Here is a 17,966-nt window from a genome sequence, read left to right as displayed (position 1 = left end):
GGGCAACGCGGTGCCCGGCTTTTCGTCAAACAGTCTTGGTCGAATCTGACCTGGACGCGATCAGCCGCCGGACGCCGCGTTGTAGGCTTCCTGCGCCGCCTGGATCTCTTCCGTCGTCGGCAGCGGTGCGGGGTTGTCCGCCAGCGAACGGAGATAGGCGACCATCTCGGCACGATCTTCCGCCTTCCGGATGCCGGCGAAATTCATCTTCGTGCCCGGCGCATAGTCCTTCGGCTTCTTCAGGAACTTGTTGAGCGAGCTATAGGTCCAGTTCGGCGTCTCGCCGGAGGCCTTGATCGCGTCGGAATAGGCAAAGCCGTCGACATGCCCCTTCTCCGCGTTGACCACGTTCCAGAGATTGGGGCCGACCTTGTTCGGGCCGCCCTTGTCGAAGCTGTGGCAGGCCGCGCATTTCTTCGCGCCTTTCTCGCCGGCCGCGATGTCGGCGGTGGCGAGGAGTCCGAGAATCGGTTCGATCGGAGCCGGTCCGGCCGGCGCCGCGGCCACCGCGGTCTCGCCGCTGACTTCGATCGGGTAGGCATTCTCTTCGAGGTCTGTCGGATGGACCAGCACACCCGCGAGCTTGCCGACGCCCATCAGAAGCAGGCCGCCGCAGAGAACGCCCGCGGCGATCTTGTTGAATTCCAGAGAAGATGACATGCCGAACCCTCGTCCCGCCTTTGTTTCCCGCCGCCGCGTCGCCTCTTCGGACCACGCACGGACCAGCTTATCTCACACTCCGGTCCCGGCGCCAAAATCGGAGGCGACAGGCACGGAACAGTTTCCTATAAGGTTCCGCCCCTTAAGACGCAAGTCCGGACATGGGCTTGTCATTTCCAGCAGGGGGAGCGGTGCGCGACATTTCGCCGCGCCGCGGGCATGATATCTCTGGTCCGGGAGGGCTGACCGCGATGGCGGCGAGTGCGAAACCCAGCAATCCGATCGTGCTGATTCCGGCGCGCATGAAGTCCGAGCGGCTGCCGGACAAGCCACTGGCGACGATCGCCGGTGCGCCGATGATCGTGCATGTGATGCGCCGGGCGGAGGAAGCCGGACTCGGCCGCGTCGCCGTTGCCTGCGGGGAGCAGGAGATCGCGGACGCAGTGCGGGCCGCGGGCGGCGAAGCGGTGCTGACGGATCCCGGGCACCCCTCCGGGTCCGACCGGATCTGGGAGGCCCTGCTCAAGCTTGATCCCGACGGGAAGCACGACGCCGTCGTCAATATCCAGGGCGACCTGCCGGTGCTCGATCCGGCGGTGCCGCGGGCGGCCTTCGCGATGCTCGACCGCGCCGAGGTCGATATCGGGGCGCCGGCGGCGGCGATCGTCGACGAGGACGACATCACCAATCCGAGCGTGACCAAGCCGGTCGTCGCCTGGGAGGCGGACGGCAGCCGCGGCCGCGCGCTCTATTTCAGCCGTGCCACCGTGCCTCACGGGCCGGGCGAGCTTTTCCATTTCATCGGTCTCTACGCCTATCGGCGCGCCGCGCTGGAGCGTTTCGTCGCCCTGCCGCCCTCGGCGCTGGAGAGGCGCGAGAAGCTGGAGCAGCTGCGCGCGCTCGAAGCCGGCATGCGTATCGACGTCGCCCGCGTTGACACCGTTCCACTCGGTGTCGATACTCCGGCGGACCTCGAAAAGGCCCGGAAAATCCTCGAAAAACCGCGAGTTTGAAAGCAGTCCCGTGAGCGAACAGAAACAGAAGATCGCCTTCCAGGGCGAACCCGGCGCGAATTCCCACATGGCGTGCCAGGCGGTGCGGCCGGATCTCGAGGCGATGCCGTGCCAGAGTTTCGAGGACATGCTGGAGGCGGTGAAGGCGGGCGAGGCGCTCTGCGCGATGGTGCCGGTGGAGAATTCCGTCGCCGGCCGGGTCGCCGACATCCATCACCTGCTGCCGGAATCCGGACTGCATATCATCGGCGAGCATTTCCAGCGCATCAACGCGATGCTGCTCGGCGTCCCGGGCACCAGGCTCGAGGACATCAGGGAGATCCGTTCCCATGTCCATGCGCTCGCGCAGTCGCGCAAGCTGATGGCCGAGCTCGGCGCCACGCCGGTGCAGCATTCGGACACCGCCGGCGCCGCCCGCTTCATTGCCGAGACGGGCGACAAGTCGATTGCCGCGATCGGTCCGCGTCTCGCCGCCGAACTCTACGGGCTCGAGATCCTGCGCGAGGGCGTGGAGGACGCGGAGCACAACACCACCCGCTTCCTCGTCATGGCCCGCGAGGGCGTGGTGCCGGCCGCCAATAACGGCCGCTGCGTCACCACCATCGTCTTCCGGGTGCGCAGCGTTCCGGCCGCGCTCTACAAGGCGCTCGGCGGTTTCGCCACCAACGGGATCAACCTGACCAAGCTCGAATCCTATCTCGTCGACGGGCATTTCTCGGCCGCCCAGTTCTATGTCGACGCCGAGGGCCATCCCGAGGAGACGCCGCTGAAGCTGGCGCTCGAGGAGCTGCGTTTCTTCTGCCCGAAAGGCGCGGTGAAGATCATGGGCACCTATCCGGCCCATCCGTTCCGCATCGAGAATATCTGAAACGGCGCGCCGCAGGCCGCCATCCATCAAGGGAGCTCACAATGCCTTATGCCGTCATCGCCCGCGACAAGCCCGGCGCCCTCGAAAAGCGCATGGAGCACCGGCCGGCCCATGTCGAATACCTGAAGTCCAAGATGGACCTGATCCTCTGCGGCGGCGCCACCCTCGGCGGCGCCGACGAGAGCATGGACGGCAGCCTGCTGATCCTCGATACCGAGGACCGCGCGGTGGCCGAGGATTTCGCCAGGAACGATCCTTTCGCCCTCAATGGCGTGTTCGAGGCGGTGGTCGTCACGCCCTGGCGCAAGACGATCTGGGACAAGGCGCTGCAGGGCTAGGACCCGCCTCCTTTCATCCGGGCATGCGGTCCCGGAGAATGCAGCCGATCGCCCCGAGCGTCAGCAGGACGCTCGGATAGAAGGTGAGGGCGAAGCCGAAGGCCCGTGCCGGCGCGCCGCCGGCATAGCCGGCGACGAAAAAGATCCGCCCGGCGACGAAGAGCAGCGCCGCGGCGGGAACCGCGCCATGCCAGCCCGCCGGCGCCGCCGCCGTCCAGAGCAGATGGGCGAGCACAGCGATCACGGCCTGTTCCAGCGTGTTCTGCAAGACCGCCTGAAAGATCCGGGCCCGGTCCGTGCCCGCGGTCAGCCCGCTGCCGTCGATGTCGGCGGGCGTGAAGAAACGGTGCCGGGCCAGGTTGCCGACCGCGATGACGAGGCAGAGCAGGACCAGGGCGTCCCACCTGAGCGTGAGGGCCAAGCGGTCCGCAAGCGCCGCGGGGCGGCGAGAAAGCCGGGCTGCCAATAGAGCGCGGCGCCGGGCACGGTGATCGCGATCGCCAGCGCCAGCATCATGTTGCGCATCACACCGCGCTGCTTGTCGTCGAGAGCCATGACCCGGCGATATCCCTTCCCGCGTGGCCCGGGGCCCCGGGTGCGGATCGCGGCTGCTCTTGCGGCCATCCTGGCGCGGTTCGGCGTCAGGCCGAACCGGGAGGGGCACTCGAGTCCCATGCCGTTCATCCCCTTGCACGGCGCGCGATGTGACGCACCGCCTCTGCGCCGCACGATAGCAAGCCGGTCCGCTTCCGGCGAGCCTGGGGACAGGAGGGTGCCGTGCGTCCTCCCCGGAAAACGCGCCTGCAGGAAGCCATGGACGGCACCCCGCCGATCTCCGACACTGAGTGCGCGGGCCGGCCGCGAAGACGGCCCCCGGGGGAGGATGCGGATGTCGAGAACAAGGATTGCCGTGGCCGGCGCCGGCGTGATCGGGCAGGAACACTGCAAGCTTATCGGCGCCCATCCGGAGGCGGAGCTTGCCGGCATCGCCGATCCGGCGCCGCAGGCTCGGGATTATGCGGCAGGGCTCGGCGTCCCGCATTTCCCGGATCTCGAGAGCATGCTGGACACGGTCGCGCCCGACGGCGTGATCGTCGCCCTGCCGACCGGCCTTCACCTGTCGGCCGGCCTCGCCTGCATCGCCCGCGGCCTTCCGAGCCTGATGGAAAAGCCGGTCGCGGCGACGCTCAAGGACGGTTTCGAGCTCGCCCGGGCGAGCGAGGCGGCCGGCATCCCCGTCCTCGTCGGCCATCACCGCCGCCACAGCGCCGATATCAGGCTGGCCCGCGAGACCGTGGCGCGTGGCAGGCTCGGCCGTATCGTGACGGTGAGCGGCATGTGGTGGGTCGACAAGCCGGACGCCTATTTCGACGTCGCCTGGCGGCGCGAGGAGGGCGGCGGCACGCTGCTCATCAACCTGATCCACGATATCGACTGCATGCGCTTCATCCTCGGCGAGATCCGCCGGGTCGCCGCCTTCACCTCGGACCGGGTCCGCGGCCTCGCCGTGGAGGACACGGCGAGCGTCAGTTTCGAGTTCGAGAGCGGCGTGCTCGGCGGCTTCACCATCAGCGACGCGGTCGCCTCGCCCTACAGCTGGGAGCGCGCCTCGGGCCAGGCGCTCTACTTCCCGCACCAGCCGGAAAACTACCTCTTCATCGGCGGCCGCGACGGCGCGCTCGAGGTGCCGACCATGGAGCACTGGCATCACGGGCCGGAGGGCGGCGACTGGCAGAACGAGCTCGTCCGCGAGACCCTGCCGCTCGACGGCAGCCAGACCTACGAGAACCAGCTCGCGCATTTCCTGAAGGTGATCGACGGAGAAGAGACGCCGGTGATCGACGCCGAGGACGGCGCCCGCACGCTCGCCGTCCTGCTCGCGGTGAAGAAGGCGGCAAAGGAAGGGCGGGTGGTCGAGGTCGCGGAGATGCTGGAGGGGGTGTAGGGGGCGACCTACGCTTTCTCTCCCCAAAGCTATCTCTCAAAGACCGTCATCCCGGACCCCGATCCGGGATCCACTCTCCGACGCGTCCCACCCGTCACCAGTGGATCCCAACGTCCGTCGGGATGACGAGTTAAAAAGAGCCCGTTGGAACACCTCAGGCCGTCACCCCGGCGCAGGCCGGGGCCCGGGGAGCATGGAGCGCCGCCCGCCATCCCTGGGTCCCGTCCTTCGACGGGATGACGACGAGCGAGAAAGCGTCCCCTCAAGAGACTCCCGGATCACGAGCAATCGTGGTTATCTTTACGCCCTGCCGAAGACCTCTCTCGGGAGAAGACGATGAAAAGCCCGGCGCATCCCGGCGAGATCATCCGCGAGGACGTGATCGTCCCTTTGAATTTGACGGTGACGGCCGCCGCCGCGCTCGGCGTCGCGCGCAATACGCTCTCCCATCTCCTCAACGGCAACTCGGCGCTCTCGCCGGAAATGGCGACTCGGATCGAGAAGGCCTTTGGCCCGAAGGCAGAGCATCTGTTGAGGATGCAGCTAGCCTATGATCTCGCCCGCGCACGGGACTGAGAAGGAGAGATCGATGTACGGCGGTTTCAGCGCGTTTCGTGATCGGGAAGGCGGGGAGATGAGTCGTGTCCCCTTAATTGATTCTCTGGAGCGGCAAATACGACGAGCGGCCGATCGCCCGTAAGGGCGTCCTGAAGAGACTGAAGGACGACAGGCCGGGCATGGAGGCGACGGTCCGCTCCGGGCAGCTTGAAGCGATCCCGCGTAGGCCGGAGAATGGGGCGCAGGACTGAGCTGGACCGAAGGGACAGGCCGCTGAAGGCGCGGAATTGAGGCGTGTGTCCCCTGATTTCCCCTTAATTCAGGTGAAAGAGTTATAGAGAATGAGGTGATGGTATGTCGAAAGAGATTTCTGAGGTTGCGGGAACTTTTTGGTTTCTTTTTAATGTTCCTCATCCATGGCCTGTTCGAAATAATTTTAATTATTTGATTGTAGAAAATAATGGTCACAATATTGAATTGGAATGTAAAAAAGATGGAACTATCGGTGTTGTTTTAAGAAAAGTAGATTCAAAAAAGATTGTTATGAACGTAAGGACATGTCCTATTGTTTGCGAGAAACCAGAATTAGCTTTTTTCGCTGTCGTATGGACTCTTCCAGATTCTCTTTATGTCAGGATAAACGATACAAAGGTGGGGTGTTTCTCGAATCCAGCGTCGGCGCCGAACACATATGTCGTTCCAGAATTCAATATGAAGCGGCAAAAAATTGAAAATCTTAATGAATTGAATGATAAAGCAAACCAAAAAAGAGCAAAGAAATTTAGAAACAGGCAGGCTAAATTTAGTAGTATTCGAGAAGATAAAGAGCATAATTTCAGAGAAATGGGAGAGCAAATCGAATTATTAAAGGATATGTTGCAATATATTGAAAGTGGAAAATTATATTATTTAGATTCACTATCTGTAATTCTCTCAAAATTAATTGCGGAAAAGAAGAGGGTGCCGTTTATGCAATTGTGCGCTGCATCTAGAGGCATTAATCTATTTGTATATTCAAATCCACAATTGTGTTCTCCTCCGTTATTTAATCCGGAATTTCACTTTTCGGATAATATCTCTATTGAGGAAAGTGATTTATTTCACTCCAAAATAGATTTAGATGTATGGTTGGATAGTTACGGATCCACTATATCCGGTCGATTTTTAACGAATAGAGAAACAATTCTTCATATAAGAAACAAAAAAGGTGCACATGTTTATAGTGATATTGATCCACATATCTCACATTTTACAAAAAATCAATTTTCAGATGTAACGGGGGAGCGTAAGAATTTTTTGACTTACTATCTCTGTAATTTGTCAAAAGTGATCGTGGATTTACACAAAAAATTGTTCTGATTGAGCCTTGGAAGCCTCAAATCAGCTCCTGCTCCCGATCATCTGTCTCCCCATATCTGTGCAGTGACGGCTTCTTCAGCCCCTCGTAGAGCTTGTCGATCCCGGCATTGATCTCGCGGTTGTTGCGCTCGAAGAGCGAGTTGCCCTGGAGGTCGCTCTCGACCAGCAGCGGGCCGAACTTCTCCACCTCCAGCACCCACATCGCCTGGGCGATGCCGAGTTCGTCGAGCCAGTGGGCCGCCCGCACCTGCTTGATCCCGCGCCCCAGAAGCGCGCCGGTGCCGTAGCCGACGGTGGTGAGATAGACCGCGCCGGCGGGCACGAAGAGGGTCTTGTAATCCTCCTCCGACATGCCGCCCTTGCCGACGATCAGTTTGGCGCCGGAGGCCTTGAACCAGTCCTTCATCCATTTCGAGAAGCGGAAGCTGGCGGTGGCGGTGACGGCGCGGACCCGGAGGCTGCCGTCCGCCTCCACCGCGGCGGCGGGGGAGCAGTGGAAATTGACGTTGGTGAGATCCGCGAAATCGACCGGCGGGGCCTCGCCGTCCTGCAGCACCTTCTTGTAGACGCCCTCGCGCGCCGTATAGATCAGGCCGTCGAGATAGACCACGTCGCCAAGCTCGAGCGCGGCGAGATCCGCGTCCGTGACCGGGGTCTTCAGGCGGACCGTTTTGCGCTCGCGGGCATTTCCCATGAGACCGTCTCCCGTCGCATATAGGGGGTGAACCAGTTCGGGTCGGTGCGGAACTCCGCCCGTCCGTCGGCATGCAGCCGCACCGTCGCGCGGCGCGAGGAGAGGCAGAAGGCGTGCAGGCTCATCGGCATGCCGCCGGTGTGGGTGTAGCCGACCTCGATATGGCAATCGACCACCATGCTCTTGCCGACGAAGCCCATCGCGCCCATGCCGATGCTGTTGCCGAGCTCCTGCAGTTCCAGCTCCAGCTCGGCGATCTTCGGGTCCGGGTTGCGGTCGCCGACAGTGCGGAGGCACGCCGCCTGCTTGCCGAGCACCATCGAGGTGTCCTTCGAGCCGCCGAGCCCGACGCCGACGATCGCCGGCTGGCAGGCGAGGCCGCGTTTTCCGAAGGCGATCATGCCGTCGAGGAAGAAGCGCTTGATGCCGTCGATCCCGTCGCCCGGAAACAGCATGCGGTAATCGGTGCCGAAGAGGCCGCCCTTGTGCACGGTGGTGATGTCGACCCAGTCCGCCTCCGGCTCGAAGCTGTATTCGATCTCGGGCGCGTTGATGCCGACATTGTTGTCGTGGTCGGTGCGCCAGAGCGGATGCACCCGATTGGGGCGGAGCGGAATGTCGTGGGTGGCGCGGGCGGTGGCGCTCCGGAGCGCTTCTTCCAGCGCGATGAAGCCGCCTTCGAGCCTCGCCTCGTTGCCCGCCTTCACGTAGTAGCGCGGCACGCCGGTATCGGCGCACATCGGGCGGCGGTCTTCCTTCGCCGCCTCGTAATTCTCCAGCATGGCCTCGAGCACGAAGGCGGAGAGGTCGCCGTCCTCCGCCGAGGCCATCTTCCTGATGCCCGCGAGATAATCGTCCGGAATGTCGATCCCGGCCTTGAACATGATCTCGTAGGCAGCCTGTTCGACTGCTTCTCTTTGGATCACCGGCGCTCCTCCCTGGTTGCGCTGGCCTGGCTGGCACGAGGCCTGGCTGGGGAGAAGCCTAGCTGCTTTCCGGTAGGGTGGGAAAGGGAGATCCGGAAAAGGACCCGTGCCGGGAGGCGCGCCGGTGAACTTCGTGGTCAGGATTGCGTGCGGACGATCTCCCAGGCATCGCCGGGGCGGAGGCAGGCGGTGCCGGTCTGATCCTGCTCGGCCGGGCCGACCGTCACGGTGCGGTGAAACTCGCGGCAATATTCGCCCGAGGCGGGACGATCGCCCTGCTTCAGTTGCCATGCGCCGTTCGGTTGCAGGCAGGCGGTGCCAAAGGCATCGACCTCCGTGCCGCCGACGCGGATGCGGTCCTGATATTCCCGGCAATAGAGCGTATCCTTCGCCACGCGCGGCGCCGCCGGCAGCACCGGGACCGCCGGTGCCGCGTCCGGCGCCTGGCGGGCGATCCGCTGCGGTCTCGGCGGGCCCTCGATCCAGAGGCAGCGGCCGGCCTCCATCCGGAAATGGCCGAAGCCGCCGTGCTGCGGATGCCGCATCAGGCGATGCTCGGGATAGGTTGCGCAGAAGCCGGGGCGCAGGTTGAAGGCGGGCTCGGCGCTCTTGCCGTGCTGCGGCGGCTTGCCCGGCGGGCGCGCCGGGGCGGCCAGTGCCTCGGCGGCCGCGACGGTGAGAAGCATCGCCGCCAGGCCGGCGGCAATGCGGAGCAGGAGAAGTCTGGCGCTGGCCATGGTCTTTGGTCCCGTTTGATCGTTCTGATCCCTAGAACGGGCCCGGCGCCGCGATCCGTCGCGCGGAAGTGTGAATTTTTGTGAACGTGGCTTATTTGCCGTCCGGTTTCTTCAGGGCGCGTCGGGTCAGGCGGTGCAGGAAGAACCAGAGCGCGACCACGAGGACCGGCAGAAGGGCGGCCGAGGTGATCGTCGTGTCGATGGCGATCAGCCCCGACTTGACCATGCCGTCCAGCAGGTATTTCAAGAGATTCACCGCGTAGTAGCTGATCGCCACCACCGAGAGCCCCTCGACGGTGCGCTGGATCGCCAGCGACTGGGCGGCGCGGCGGTTCATGCTGTCGAGCAGGTCGCGATTCTGCCGTTCCACCTTCACCTCGATCCCGGTGCGCAGCAGGCTGGAAAGCCGAGATGCGCGCTTGGAGATCGCCTCCTGGCGGCTCTGCACCGACCAGCAGGTCCGGAGCGCCGGATCGATCCGCCGCATCAGATAGTCGAAGAGATGGATATAGCCGTTGAAACTGACCGCGCCGAGCTGGCGCAGGCGGCTCTCGACGATCTCGAAATAGGCGGTGCTGGCACGATAGCGGTAGCTTGAATCCGCGATGATGGTCTCCAGCTCGGCGGAGAGCTGGGCCAGCGGGTCGAGCAGGCTCTCGTCGGTGCGCTCGGGATCGGCCTCGGCGAGCTCTGCGGCGATCTTCGCGAGGCCGCGCTCGATCCGCTCCAGCTTCGGGCTGGAAGCGCGCGCGATCGGCAGCGAGAGCAGGGCGAGGCGCCAGTAGGTCGCGAGCTCCAGCACGCGCTGCACGGTCTGGCCGAGCAGTTCCGGGCCGAGGTCGCCGGCGCGCAGATACATGCGGCCGAAGCCGTCGTCGTGGGTGCGCAGATCGCTGTAGATCTCCACCCGTTCCTTTTCCATCAGGTTGGCGAAGACCTCGTTCCCGTCGAACCAGCGCGAGAGCCGGTTGGCATCCGGAGCCGTATCGGTTCTCTCGGAAACGGCGAGATGCACGGCGACCAGCACCTCGCCGAATTTCGCCTCCGTCCACTCGGCCGGCAGCAGGTCGAAGACGGTTTCCTCGAACGGGGCGTCGAAGCTCTCGGAACGCAGGAAGGTGTAGGTCGAGAACTCGGTATGGCGCTCCCACTTCACCGTGAAGGGGCCGAGATTGGCGGTGAAATGCTTCATCTCGGCGGACGGCTCGGGTTTGCCGTATTTGCGGCAGAGCGCGACCAGGTCCTCGAAGTCCCGCTCGCCGCCATGCTCGCCGGTGCCGAAGGCGAGGTGGCTGATGCGCAGCGGCGCCCGCGCCGGCCGGATCGGGCGGGCATGCAGTTCCAGGGTCAGCTGATCCCGTTCGGGATGAAATTTCACGTCTCTTGCCCTCCAGCGGAGCGGGCCGGTTCCTTCACCCTTACTGTGTCACGCCGCCTCCCCCAATGAGGCACCTTGCCGCGCTCGTTCCGCAGCGCTCATTCCGCAGCACTCGGCGGCGCTCCCGCCTCGTCCTCGATCAGTGACTGCCCGGGCGCGACGATGGTGAAGTCCACAGGCACCATTTCGAGCGCCAGCCCGGCCTCGGACTGCGTGACGCGGGTGAAGCGGGTCTCCTCCAGCGATCCGGTTTCCGGGAAATCCTCGCGGTAATGCGCGCCGCGGCTGTCCTCGCGGCCGAGCGCGGCCGAGGCGATGACGGCGCTGATGTCGATCTGGCTCTCGAGATTCATCCAGTCGTGCCAGGTGAGGTTGAAGCTGCGGTCTCCGTCGGCGAGCCCGGTCTCGTGCAGCTCCGCGCGCAGGTCGCCGAGCGCGGACATGGCTTCGGAAAGTCCGGCCCTGTCCCGCAGGATCCCGACCTTGTCCCACATCAGCCGCCAGAGCCGTTCGCGCAGATCCGAGAGATTTCCCCCGCTTGCGGCAAACGGCCGTTCGGCCCGGTCGAGCCCGGCCTCGATGACGCTCCGGTCCGCTTCTTTCCAGTCCGCGCCAGCCTTGACGAATGCCGCCATGCTCTCGCCGGCGACGCCGCCGAAGACGGTGGAATTGGCGACCCCGTTGCCGCCGAGCCGGTTGGCGCCGTGCACGCCGCCGCAATCCTCGCCCGCGGCGAACAGGCCGGGCAGCGCGGTCGCGCAATCCAGTTCGAACTCGATGCCGCCCATCATGTAGTGCGCGGTCGGCACCACCTCGACTCGCCCGCCGGCGAGGTCGAAACCGCAATCGGCGCAGCGTTCCACCATGCCCTTGAAGCGCTTCGCGACATTCTCGGGCCCGAGATGCGCCATCTCGATATAGACCCCGCCGTTCGGCGTCGTGCGCCCGTCGCGCATCTCGGCATAGATCGACCGGCTGACGATGTCGCGCGTCGCCCGCTCGCCATGGGCATGATAGCGCGCCATGAAGCGCTCGCCGTCCCCGTTGAGGAGATAGCCTCCGGCGCCGCGCAGGCCTTCCTCCAGCACCGTGCCGGTCATCCGCGTGTCGGTCCCGGCCAAGAGGCCGGTCGGGTGGAACTGCACCATCTCCATGTCGCGCAAGGGGAGATCGCGGCGCAGCGCCATGCCCATACCGTCGCAGGCCTTGTCGCCGGAGGGGGTGTGGTAGAGATACATGGTCGGCCCGCCGCCGCTCGCCAGCAGCACGGCCTTCGCCTCGACATAGCGGTAGCGGCCCGTGCGCATGTCGATCAGCAGTACGCCGGCGATGCCGCTGCCGTCCCGCGCCGGGACCAGCTCGATGGCGCGGTGCTCCTCCAGGCGGTTCACGCCGCGGGCCCAGACCTGCTCCATCAGCCGGTTGACGATCTCGATCCCGGTCAGATCGCCCTTGTGCACCGTGCGGTCGAAGCTCTGCCCCGCGAAGGCCTTCTGGTGCAGCGAGCCGTCCGGGTTCCGGTCGAAGAAGCAGCCGAGCTCGTTTTCCAGCTCGTGGATCCGTTCGACCGCCTTGTCGACCAGCTTCCAGGCGAGATCCTGGCGCGGCAGCCATTTCCCGCCGACGATGGTGTCCATGAAATGCCGCTCGACCGAGTCGCCCGGCGCGAGGGCGACGTTGTAGCCGCCCTGTACCATGCGGGTGCAGCCGCATTTTCCGATCAGGCCCTTTACCGCGATGGTGACGTCGAGGTCCGGATCTGCCTGCAGCGCGTGCAGCGCTGCCATCAGCCCGGCGCCGCCGGAGCCGATGATCAGGATGTCGGTGCGGAGCGTCTCGATATCGCGGCTCATGAGACCATGATCCAGAACAGGAGGCCGGCGAGCAGCGAGGCGCCGGCGCCGAGGGAAATCAGCATTTTCAGCGGGTCACGCCAGGGCAGGAATTCCAGCGCCAGAACCCGGAGCCCGAAGCCGAGATGCAGGGTCAGCAGCATGACGAGCCCCCATTCCGCCACCTTCACCAGCGGCTGCTCTGTCCAGGCCAGCATGTCGTCGAGGGCCGTGCCGTCCTCCAGCGCGAGACCGAGTACGAGAAAGTGGGCCGGCAGGAAGAGCGCGAGCGCGAGGCCGGAAAGCCGGTGGCCGAGCGCGGCCCACCAACCGGGATGGTTGCGTGAGGCCCGGATCATGCCGTCACCGCCCAGACGGCGCGGAGGCCGAGCGCGAGCAGCAGCATGGCGAAAGCGCCGGTCGCGAGATCGAGGGAGCGGCCGCGCCAACCGGTCCACTCGCGCAGCACGTTGCGCAGGCCGATCGGGGCATGCAGCGCGGCCGTGAGCACGAAAAGGCCGTAGAAGCCGGCCCAGAAGAGGCTGCCCTTGGTGCGGCCGAGGATCTCCGACGCCGAAAGCCCGCCCTCGATGGCGTAGAGGATGAGTCCGAGATGCCCCAGAACCAGTGGCGCCAGCAGCATCGCGCTCGCCCGTTGCAGGAGATAGAGACGCGCCTCCAGCATCAGAGCTCTCCCCGCACCAGCGCGGTCAGGCTCATCCGCTTCAGGCCCGCGATTCCGGCGGTCGGGTTGAGTCCGACCGGACAGTGTTCGACGCAGCTTCCGTGGCTGTGACAGGAATGGCAGCCGCCGCTCTCCGAGACCGCGCGCAGGACCGAGGAACGGTCTGCGTCGCGCTCGTCATTGGCGAGTGTCCAGGCACGGTTCAGGGCTGCGGGGCCGAGATAACTCCCGTCCCAGCCGACCACGTCGCAGGCGGCATAGCAGACCGCGCAATTGATGCATTCGATCGCTGCGTTCGCCGCGATCCGCTCCGGACTTTCGGAAGACACCGGCGCCATCGGCTCGTGCCGTGTCCGGGTCGGTTCGTGCCGGCCACGGGCATCCGCCCATTTCTCGAAGAACGGCGCCATGTCGGTGGCGAGATCCTTGATCTTCGGCAGGTTGGCGAGCGGCTCGATGCGCAGCCTGCCGCCCTCGGCGACCTTGGCCACATGGGTCCGACAGGTCCAGCGCGGTTTCCCGTTCACCTGCATGGCACAGGAACCGCACATGCCCACCCGGCAGGCGAAACGATAGGCGAGCGCAGGTTCGGCGTTGCGCTGTACCCATGTCACCACGTCCAGCACGGTCTGGCTTTCACGCCGGGGCACGCGATAGGTCCGGAGCGCGCCGTCCTCGGCCCCGCGCCAGATCTCGACCTCCAGCATTTCCCCCGTATCGGCGGTGTCTTGCATGCCACCACTCCTTTTTCTCGAAAGCGAGTGTGGCGCCTATTCGGGGCGGCGGAAAGAGGCGGGCGTGGAAAAAGTCCGGTGCGTGAGCGTCTAGCTGTAGCGGCTCTTGCCCCAGAAGCCGGGCCGGATTTCCAGCAAATGGTGCAGACCGGTCCGCTCCAGAGCTCTGGCAATGGCGGCGTCGGCGGCATCCATGACGGCCTCTTCGTCAACACTTTGGACCTTGCGGCCGCGCATCAGGATGCGGCCATCGACGATGGTGGTGTCGATATCGGCGGCATTGGCGAAATAGATCGCCCGGTGCAGCGGCATGTTGGCCGGCACCAGATGCGGCTTGCGCAGATCGAGCAGCACGATGTCGGCCTTCTTGCCGGGCTCGAGCGAGCCGATCTCCGCGTCCATGCCGATCGCTCTCGCGGCATCGATGGTGATCATCTCCAGCGCCTTGCCCGGCGGCAGGACCTGGTCGTCGCGGAAATGGCGGCGGTGATAGTGCATCGCCTGCTGCATGTGGCGGAACATATCGCCGGAGCGGTCCGGCGCGGGCGCGTCCGAGCCGATGGCGACGGTGACGCCGAGGTCGATCAGCTCGGGGGCCGGGCAGCGGCCGCGGACAGAGGCGATCGCGGAGGGATTGTGCACCACGCTGGCCCCACTCTCCCTGAGCGCGGTTATGTCGGCCTCCGTCAGGTTGGTGCAGTGGGAGAGATAGGCGTCGGATCCGAGGATGTCCTGTTCCCGGTGGGCATAGGCGATGCTGCCCTCGCGGTGCCCGTCCTGCGTGAAGCGCAGCCCGAGCTCCCTCGAGAGGGCACGGACCTGTCTGGCATGGTCAGTGACCATCTCCCGGGTAACGCCTTCGGGCAGGGCCTGGTTTTCGTGGCTGACGGGATAGGTCAGGGCGACGGAGAGGCGGCCGCCGGCACCGCCGTGCCAATTCGCGGCGATCTCCCGGCTGACCTCCAGCTGACGCTCGAAGGAGATCGGCTCGTCGCTGCCGCTGCCGTCCCAGTCCTTGTACAGCCAGGGAAAGGGCGGACGATTGCAGCCGACCGCGACGACGGCGCGCGTTCCCGCCGCTTCGATCGCCGTGCAATGGGCGTCGCCATGGCGCGGATCGTCAGTCCGGCTGATGCTGTCGCCGCCGCCGAGCATGGACACACCTGTGGTGACCCCGGCCCGAATCCGCTCCAGGGCGAAGAGTGCCGCGTCCGCACGCCAGAATTCTGCGTCGGAGCCGCTTGTGTAAAGCTGCTTGCAGGCGTCGAACCAGCCCTGCCCGTCGTCGCTTGCCAGTGTCTTGACCAGCGCATGGCCGGCATGGGCATGGGCGTCGATCAGTCCCGGCAGGACAAGCATGCCGCTCGCGTCGATCCGCTCCACGCCGTCTTCCGGCGCCTCACTCTCGCCGACAGCGGCAATGCGTCCGTCCCGGATATGCACGGTGCCACGGTCAATAACGCGGCGCGCGCCGTCCATGGTGACAACAGTGCCGCCCTCGATTACGAAATTGTGCAATGTCGTTTCGCCGTCAAACAACCTGAAGTTGGATTTGGCCGCCGATTGTGGCGATCATCGTGATATTACGTGCGGTTGGCGTTCCACAACACATAGAAAAGGTCCTGGCCCAACGGATGATCGGGGCAGGTGCCGTCGGGGAGGGCATCGTCACACGCACCGCCTTTTGCGTTTGGATTTTCGGAAATCTGATATTTTTCAAGTTCCTGCATCCCGAGTCGCTGCAGAATGGAAACGCGATTTCGGTTCTCGAAATCCGGCTGTTTCGGCACTTTGCTTCTCCTCCGGGATGGTGTGACCTGATGCGGATGGCGTCGATTTCGTCATCAATGCGCCTGTTGAGTCAAGCCGCGCCACGCGTTCCGTGAACCGCCCCGTGCGACACTCTCGGTTGCGGCGGGGGCGGTTGCGGACAGATGCGCGCCGCGCCTACTCTCGCTCCGACACAGCAGCAGGGAATGAACAGAGATGAAGACGCTCGCCGATCTGATCGAATACCGTTTCGGCCTGAAAACCGAGGCCGGCCGCGACATGCCGGCGGAGGGAGAACTCGCGAACATCCTCTCGCACCGTTCTCACAGGCGCTTCACATCCGACCCGGTGAGCGACGATCTGCTCGAGGTTCTGCTCTCTGCGGCTTTTTCGGCGCCGGCAAAGTCGGACCTGCAGCAGTCGGGTATCGTGATCGTCCGGGACGCCAAGAAGCGCAAGACGATCGAGGCCCTGATGCCGGCTATGCCGTGGATCTCCGAAGCGCCGGTCTTCATGGTGTTTCTTGGCGACAACCGGCGGATACGGCGGGTCTCCGAATTGCGCGGCAAGCCCTTCGGCAACGATCACCTGGATTCCGTTCTCAATGCCGCCGTCGACGCAGGGCTGGTGCTGATGAACTTCATCCGGGCGGCGGAAGCCGCCGGGCTCGGCTGCTGCCCGATCAGCGTCGTGCGCAACCATATCGAGACCGTCTCGGAGCTGCTGGAACTGCCGGAGCATGTCTTTCCGCTCTGCGGCTTCTGCCTCGGCTGGCCGGCCGCTGCCGGCCATGTCAGCCTGCGCCTGCCGCCGCGCGTGATGGTTCATACCGACCGCTACGATGACACCGACCTGGAGGCCGAGATCGACGGCTACGACGCCCGGCGCAGCGCGCGCTATCGTATTCCGGATGAAAAGCAGAGGTTGGTCGGTGAATACGGGCTGGCGCAAGATTACGGCTGGTCGGAGGACAAGGCGCGCCAAGTTTCCAAGCCGGAACGCACACAGCTCGCCAAATATTTGCGCGATCAGGGATTCAATCTTGAGTGATACAGTTCTTGGCTTTCGCGCATCCCGGAAAAAGGACTGGCGCTGAGCCGACGGATTTTCTAACGTTTTCCCGGACAGGGAGAGCGCGCCGCAACAAAAACAAAAAATGCGGTTAGGACATGGGTCCGCGATCTCCCTGGATGACAAGGGAGGACTTGAGATGCGTTTCCTGAAAACGGAACTGCGCGCCGCTACCATTGCGGCCGCCCTGACCGCCTCGCTAGGGCTCGCTGCGGCGCCTGCCGAAGCGAAGGTCGAGGGCGATACCATCATTCTCGGCTCGGCGATTTCGCTGACCGGCAAATACTCGACGAACGGCATCCATGCCCAGAACGGTTACGAGCTGGGCGTGAAGATGATCAACGACAACGGCGGCGTGACGGTCGGCGGCAAGAGCTACAAGCTCAAGGTCGTCTACTATGATGACGAGTCGACCCCGGCCCGCGGCGCGCAGCTCGCGGAGCGGCTGATCAGCCAGGACGGCGTCAAATACATGCTTGGCCCGTACAGCTCCGGTCTGACCAAGGCGATCGCGCCGGTCACCGAGAAGTACAAGATTCCGATGGTTGAGGCCGAAGGCGCCTCGCGTTCGCTCTTCACCCAAGGCTACCGTTATCTGTTCGCGGTGCTCTCGACGTCCGAGCAGTATCTCGCGAGCTCGATCGCGCTGGCCGCCGAGATCGCGGAGGCGAACGGCAAGAAGGCGTCCGACGTCAAGGTCGCGATGGCGTTCGAGAACGATCCGTTTTCGCTGGATGTTCGTGCCGGTGTCGTGGACGACGCGGCGAAGTACGACATGAATATCGTCATCGACGACAAGCTGCCGCGCGACCTGTCCGACATGACCTCGACCCTGACCAAGGTGAAGGCCCTGAAGCCGGACCTGCTGGTTGTCTCGGGCCACTCCAAGGGCGCGGCGACCGCGGCCCGGCAGATCGCCGAGCTGAAGATCGACACGCCGATGATCGCCATGACCCACTGCGAGGCGGCGAAGGTGGTCGAGAAGTTCGGCGCAGGCGCGACCGAAGGACTGCTTTGCCCGACCCAGTGGGCCGAGACCCTGAGCTACAAGGACGACCTCTTCGGGACCGCGGCCGAATATGACGCGCTCTTCAAGAAGACCTTCGAGGGGTACAAGACGGTGCCGTACCAGTCCGCCCAGGCGACCGCCGCGGTAATGGTCTGGAAGGATGCCTTCGAGCGCGCCAACAGCTTCGATACCGAAGCCCTGCGCGACGCGATCGCGGACACCAACATGGCGACCTTCTACGGCAACATCAAGTTCGCTCCGGAAGGCAACAACATCGCCAAGCCGATGGTGCTGCGGCAGATCCAGGACGGCGAATACAACGTGGTCGCCCCGGTGAAATGGGCCTCCTCGAAAGTCCGTCACCCGCGTCAGCCGAAATACTGATCGCA

The 17,966-nt window shown here is 64.5% G+C and carries 21 protein-coding genes; 9 read left to right on the top strand and 12 right to left on the bottom strand.

Annotated elements, in window-relative coordinates; genetic code table 11:
- Nucleotides 1-60: 60 nt before the first annotated feature.
- A complete protein-coding gene (locus ACOOE1_RS13315) occupies nucleotides 61-660 on the bottom strand; it encodes a c-type cytochrome (protein ID WP_420402683.1) in 600 nt (199 codons plus the stop codon).
- A 251-nt stretch (nucleotides 661-911) separates the two neighbouring features.
- Here ACOOE1_RS13315 and ACOOE1_RS13310 point away from each other — a divergent pair, with 251 nt between their 5' ends.
- Genes ACOOE1_RS13310 through ACOOE1_RS13300 form a run of 3 tightly spaced genes read left to right on the top strand, consistent with a single transcriptional unit; the run spans nucleotide 912 to nucleotide 2,879 of the window.
- Nucleotides 912-1,673: a 3-deoxy-manno-octulosonate cytidylyltransferase gene (locus ACOOE1_RS13310; protein WP_420402682.1), complete on the top strand. Its 762-nt coding sequence runs from the start codon at nucleotides 912-914 to the stop codon at nucleotides 1,671-1,673.
- 10 nt (nucleotides 1,674-1,683) lie between these two features.
- Nucleotides 1,684-2,541, top strand: a complete 858-nt coding sequence (locus ACOOE1_RS13305) for a prephenate dehydratase (protein ID WP_420402681.1) — start codon at nucleotides 1,684-1,686, stop codon at nucleotides 2,539-2,541.
- A 41-nt stretch (nucleotides 2,542-2,582) separates the two neighbouring features.
- A complete protein-coding gene (locus ACOOE1_RS13300; protein WP_420402680.1) occupies nucleotides 2,583-2,879 on the top strand; it encodes a YciI family protein in 297 nt (98 codons plus the stop codon).
- A 13-nt stretch (nucleotides 2,880-2,892) separates the two neighbouring features.
- On the opposite strand, the gene ACOOE1_RS13295 is transcribed toward ACOOE1_RS13300, so the two are convergent.
- Nucleotides 2,893-3,300, bottom strand: a complete 408-nt coding sequence (locus ACOOE1_RS13295) for an MAPEG family protein (protein ID WP_420402679.1) — start codon at nucleotides 3,298-3,300, stop codon at nucleotides 2,893-2,895.
- A gap of 468 nt (nucleotides 3,301-3,768) precedes the next feature.
- Between ACOOE1_RS13295 and ACOOE1_RS13290 the strand changes: the two genes are divergently transcribed.
- The 4 genes from ACOOE1_RS13290 to ACOOE1_RS13275 all read left to right on the top strand — a co-directional run bounded on the left by ACOOE1_RS13290 (nucleotide 3,769) and on the right by ACOOE1_RS13275 (nucleotide 6,741).
- Nucleotides 3,769-4,824, top strand: a complete 1,056-nt coding sequence (locus tag ACOOE1_RS13290; protein WP_420402678.1) for a Gfo/Idh/MocA family protein — start codon at nucleotides 3,769-3,771, stop codon at nucleotides 4,822-4,824.
- A gap of 336 nt (nucleotides 4,825-5,160) precedes the next feature.
- Entirely contained in the window at nucleotides 5,161-5,400 is a 240-nt protein-coding gene (locus ACOOE1_RS13285) for a HigA family addiction module antitoxin (protein ID WP_420402677.1), read from the top strand.
- A gap of 77 nt (nucleotides 5,401-5,477) precedes the next feature.
- Nucleotides 5,478-5,633 (top strand): hypothetical protein, encoded by a 156-nt coding sequence (locus ACOOE1_RS13280; RefSeq protein ID WP_420402676.1) that lies wholly within the window; start codon nucleotides 5,478-5,480, stop codon nucleotides 5,631-5,633.
- Between the two features lie 103 nt (nucleotides 5,634-5,736).
- Nucleotides 5,737-6,741: a hypothetical protein gene (locus ACOOE1_RS13275; RefSeq protein ID WP_420402675.1), complete on the top strand. Its 1,005-nt coding sequence runs from the start codon at nucleotides 5,737-5,739 to the stop codon at nucleotides 6,739-6,741.
- Nucleotides 6,742-6,757: 16 nt separating this feature from the next.
- Here the strand turns inward: ACOOE1_RS13275 and ACOOE1_RS13270 are convergent, their stop codons facing one another.
- The 10 genes from ACOOE1_RS13270 to ACOOE1_RS13225 form a co-directional block, all read right to left on the bottom strand.
- A complete protein-coding gene (locus tag ACOOE1_RS13270) occupies nucleotides 6,758-7,435 on the bottom strand; it encodes a fumarate hydratase C-terminal domain-containing protein (RefSeq protein ID WP_420402674.1) in 678 nt (225 codons plus the stop codon).
- Nucleotides 7,399-8,361 (bottom strand): fumarate hydratase, encoded by a 963-nt coding sequence (locus ACOOE1_RS13265; protein WP_420402673.1) that lies wholly within the window; start codon nucleotides 8,359-8,361, stop codon nucleotides 7,399-7,401. The genes ACOOE1_RS13270 and ACOOE1_RS13265 overlap by 37 nt, the downstream gene beginning before the upstream one ends.
- A gap of 137 nt (nucleotides 8,362-8,498) precedes the next feature.
- Nucleotides 8,499-9,098, bottom strand: coding sequence for a hypothetical protein (locus tag ACOOE1_RS13260; RefSeq protein ID WP_420402672.1), 600 nt, complete (start codon nucleotides 9,096-9,098; stop codon nucleotides 8,499-8,501).
- Between the two features lie 91 nt (nucleotides 9,099-9,189).
- Complete coding sequence (locus tag ACOOE1_RS13255) at nucleotides 9,190-10,476, bottom strand: DUF3422 family protein (RefSeq protein WP_420402671.1); 1,287 nt, start codon at nucleotides 10,474-10,476, stop codon at nucleotides 9,190-9,192.
- A gap of 98 nt (nucleotides 10,477-10,574) precedes the next feature.
- A complete protein-coding gene (locus ACOOE1_RS13250; RefSeq protein ID WP_420402670.1) occupies nucleotides 10,575-12,329 on the bottom strand; it encodes an L-aspartate oxidase in 1,755 nt (584 codons plus the stop codon).
- Complete coding sequence (locus ACOOE1_RS13245) at nucleotides 12,326-12,667, bottom strand: hypothetical protein (RefSeq protein WP_420402669.1); 342 nt, start codon at nucleotides 12,665-12,667, stop codon at nucleotides 12,326-12,328. Before ACOOE1_RS13245 ends, ACOOE1_RS13250 begins: the two co-directional genes overlap by 4 nt.
- On the bottom strand, nucleotides 12,664-12,993 hold the full coding sequence (locus ACOOE1_RS13240; RefSeq protein WP_420402668.1) for a hypothetical protein: 330 nt from the start codon (nucleotides 12,991-12,993) through the stop codon (nucleotides 12,664-12,666). Before ACOOE1_RS13240 ends, ACOOE1_RS13245 begins: the two co-directional genes overlap by 4 nt.
- Complete coding sequence (locus ACOOE1_RS13235) at nucleotides 12,993-13,727, bottom strand: succinate dehydrogenase/fumarate reductase iron-sulfur subunit (protein ID WP_420402667.1); 735 nt, start codon at nucleotides 13,725-13,727, stop codon at nucleotides 12,993-12,995. Before ACOOE1_RS13235 ends, ACOOE1_RS13240 begins: the two co-directional genes overlap by 1 nt.
- 90 nt (nucleotides 13,728-13,817) lie before the next feature.
- The gene (locus ACOOE1_RS13230; RefSeq protein WP_420402666.1) at nucleotides 13,818-15,245 is read right to left on the bottom strand and encodes an amidohydrolase family protein; all 1,428 of its coding nucleotides are present in this window, start codon (nucleotides 15,243-15,245) and stop codon (nucleotides 13,818-13,820) included.
- Between the two features lie 65 nt (nucleotides 15,246-15,310).
- Nucleotides 15,311-15,517, bottom strand: coding sequence for a hypothetical protein (locus tag ACOOE1_RS13225; RefSeq protein ID WP_420402665.1), 207 nt, complete (start codon nucleotides 15,515-15,517; stop codon nucleotides 15,311-15,313).
- 196 nt (nucleotides 15,518-15,713) lie between these two features.
- Here ACOOE1_RS13225 and ACOOE1_RS13220 point away from each other — a divergent pair, with 196 nt between their 5' ends.
- Nucleotides 15,714-16,547, top strand: coding sequence for a nitroreductase family protein (locus ACOOE1_RS13220; protein ID WP_420402664.1), 834 nt, complete (start codon nucleotides 15,714-15,716; stop codon nucleotides 16,545-16,547).
- Nucleotides 16,548-16,707: 160 nt separating this feature from the next.
- Entirely contained in the window at nucleotides 16,708-17,961 is a 1,254-nt protein-coding gene (locus ACOOE1_RS13215) for an amino acid ABC transporter substrate-binding protein (RefSeq protein WP_420402663.1), read from the top strand.
- Nucleotides 17,962-17,966 lie beyond the last annotated feature (5 nt).

The organism is Nisaea sp. (assembly GCF_965216895.1).
Taxonomy (GTDB): Bacteria; Pseudomonadota; Alphaproteobacteria; order Thalassobaculales; family Thalassobaculaceae; genus Nisaea.
Note: the sequence above shows the minus strand (reverse complement) of the source record. Positions and strands in the feature narration are given on the sequence as shown.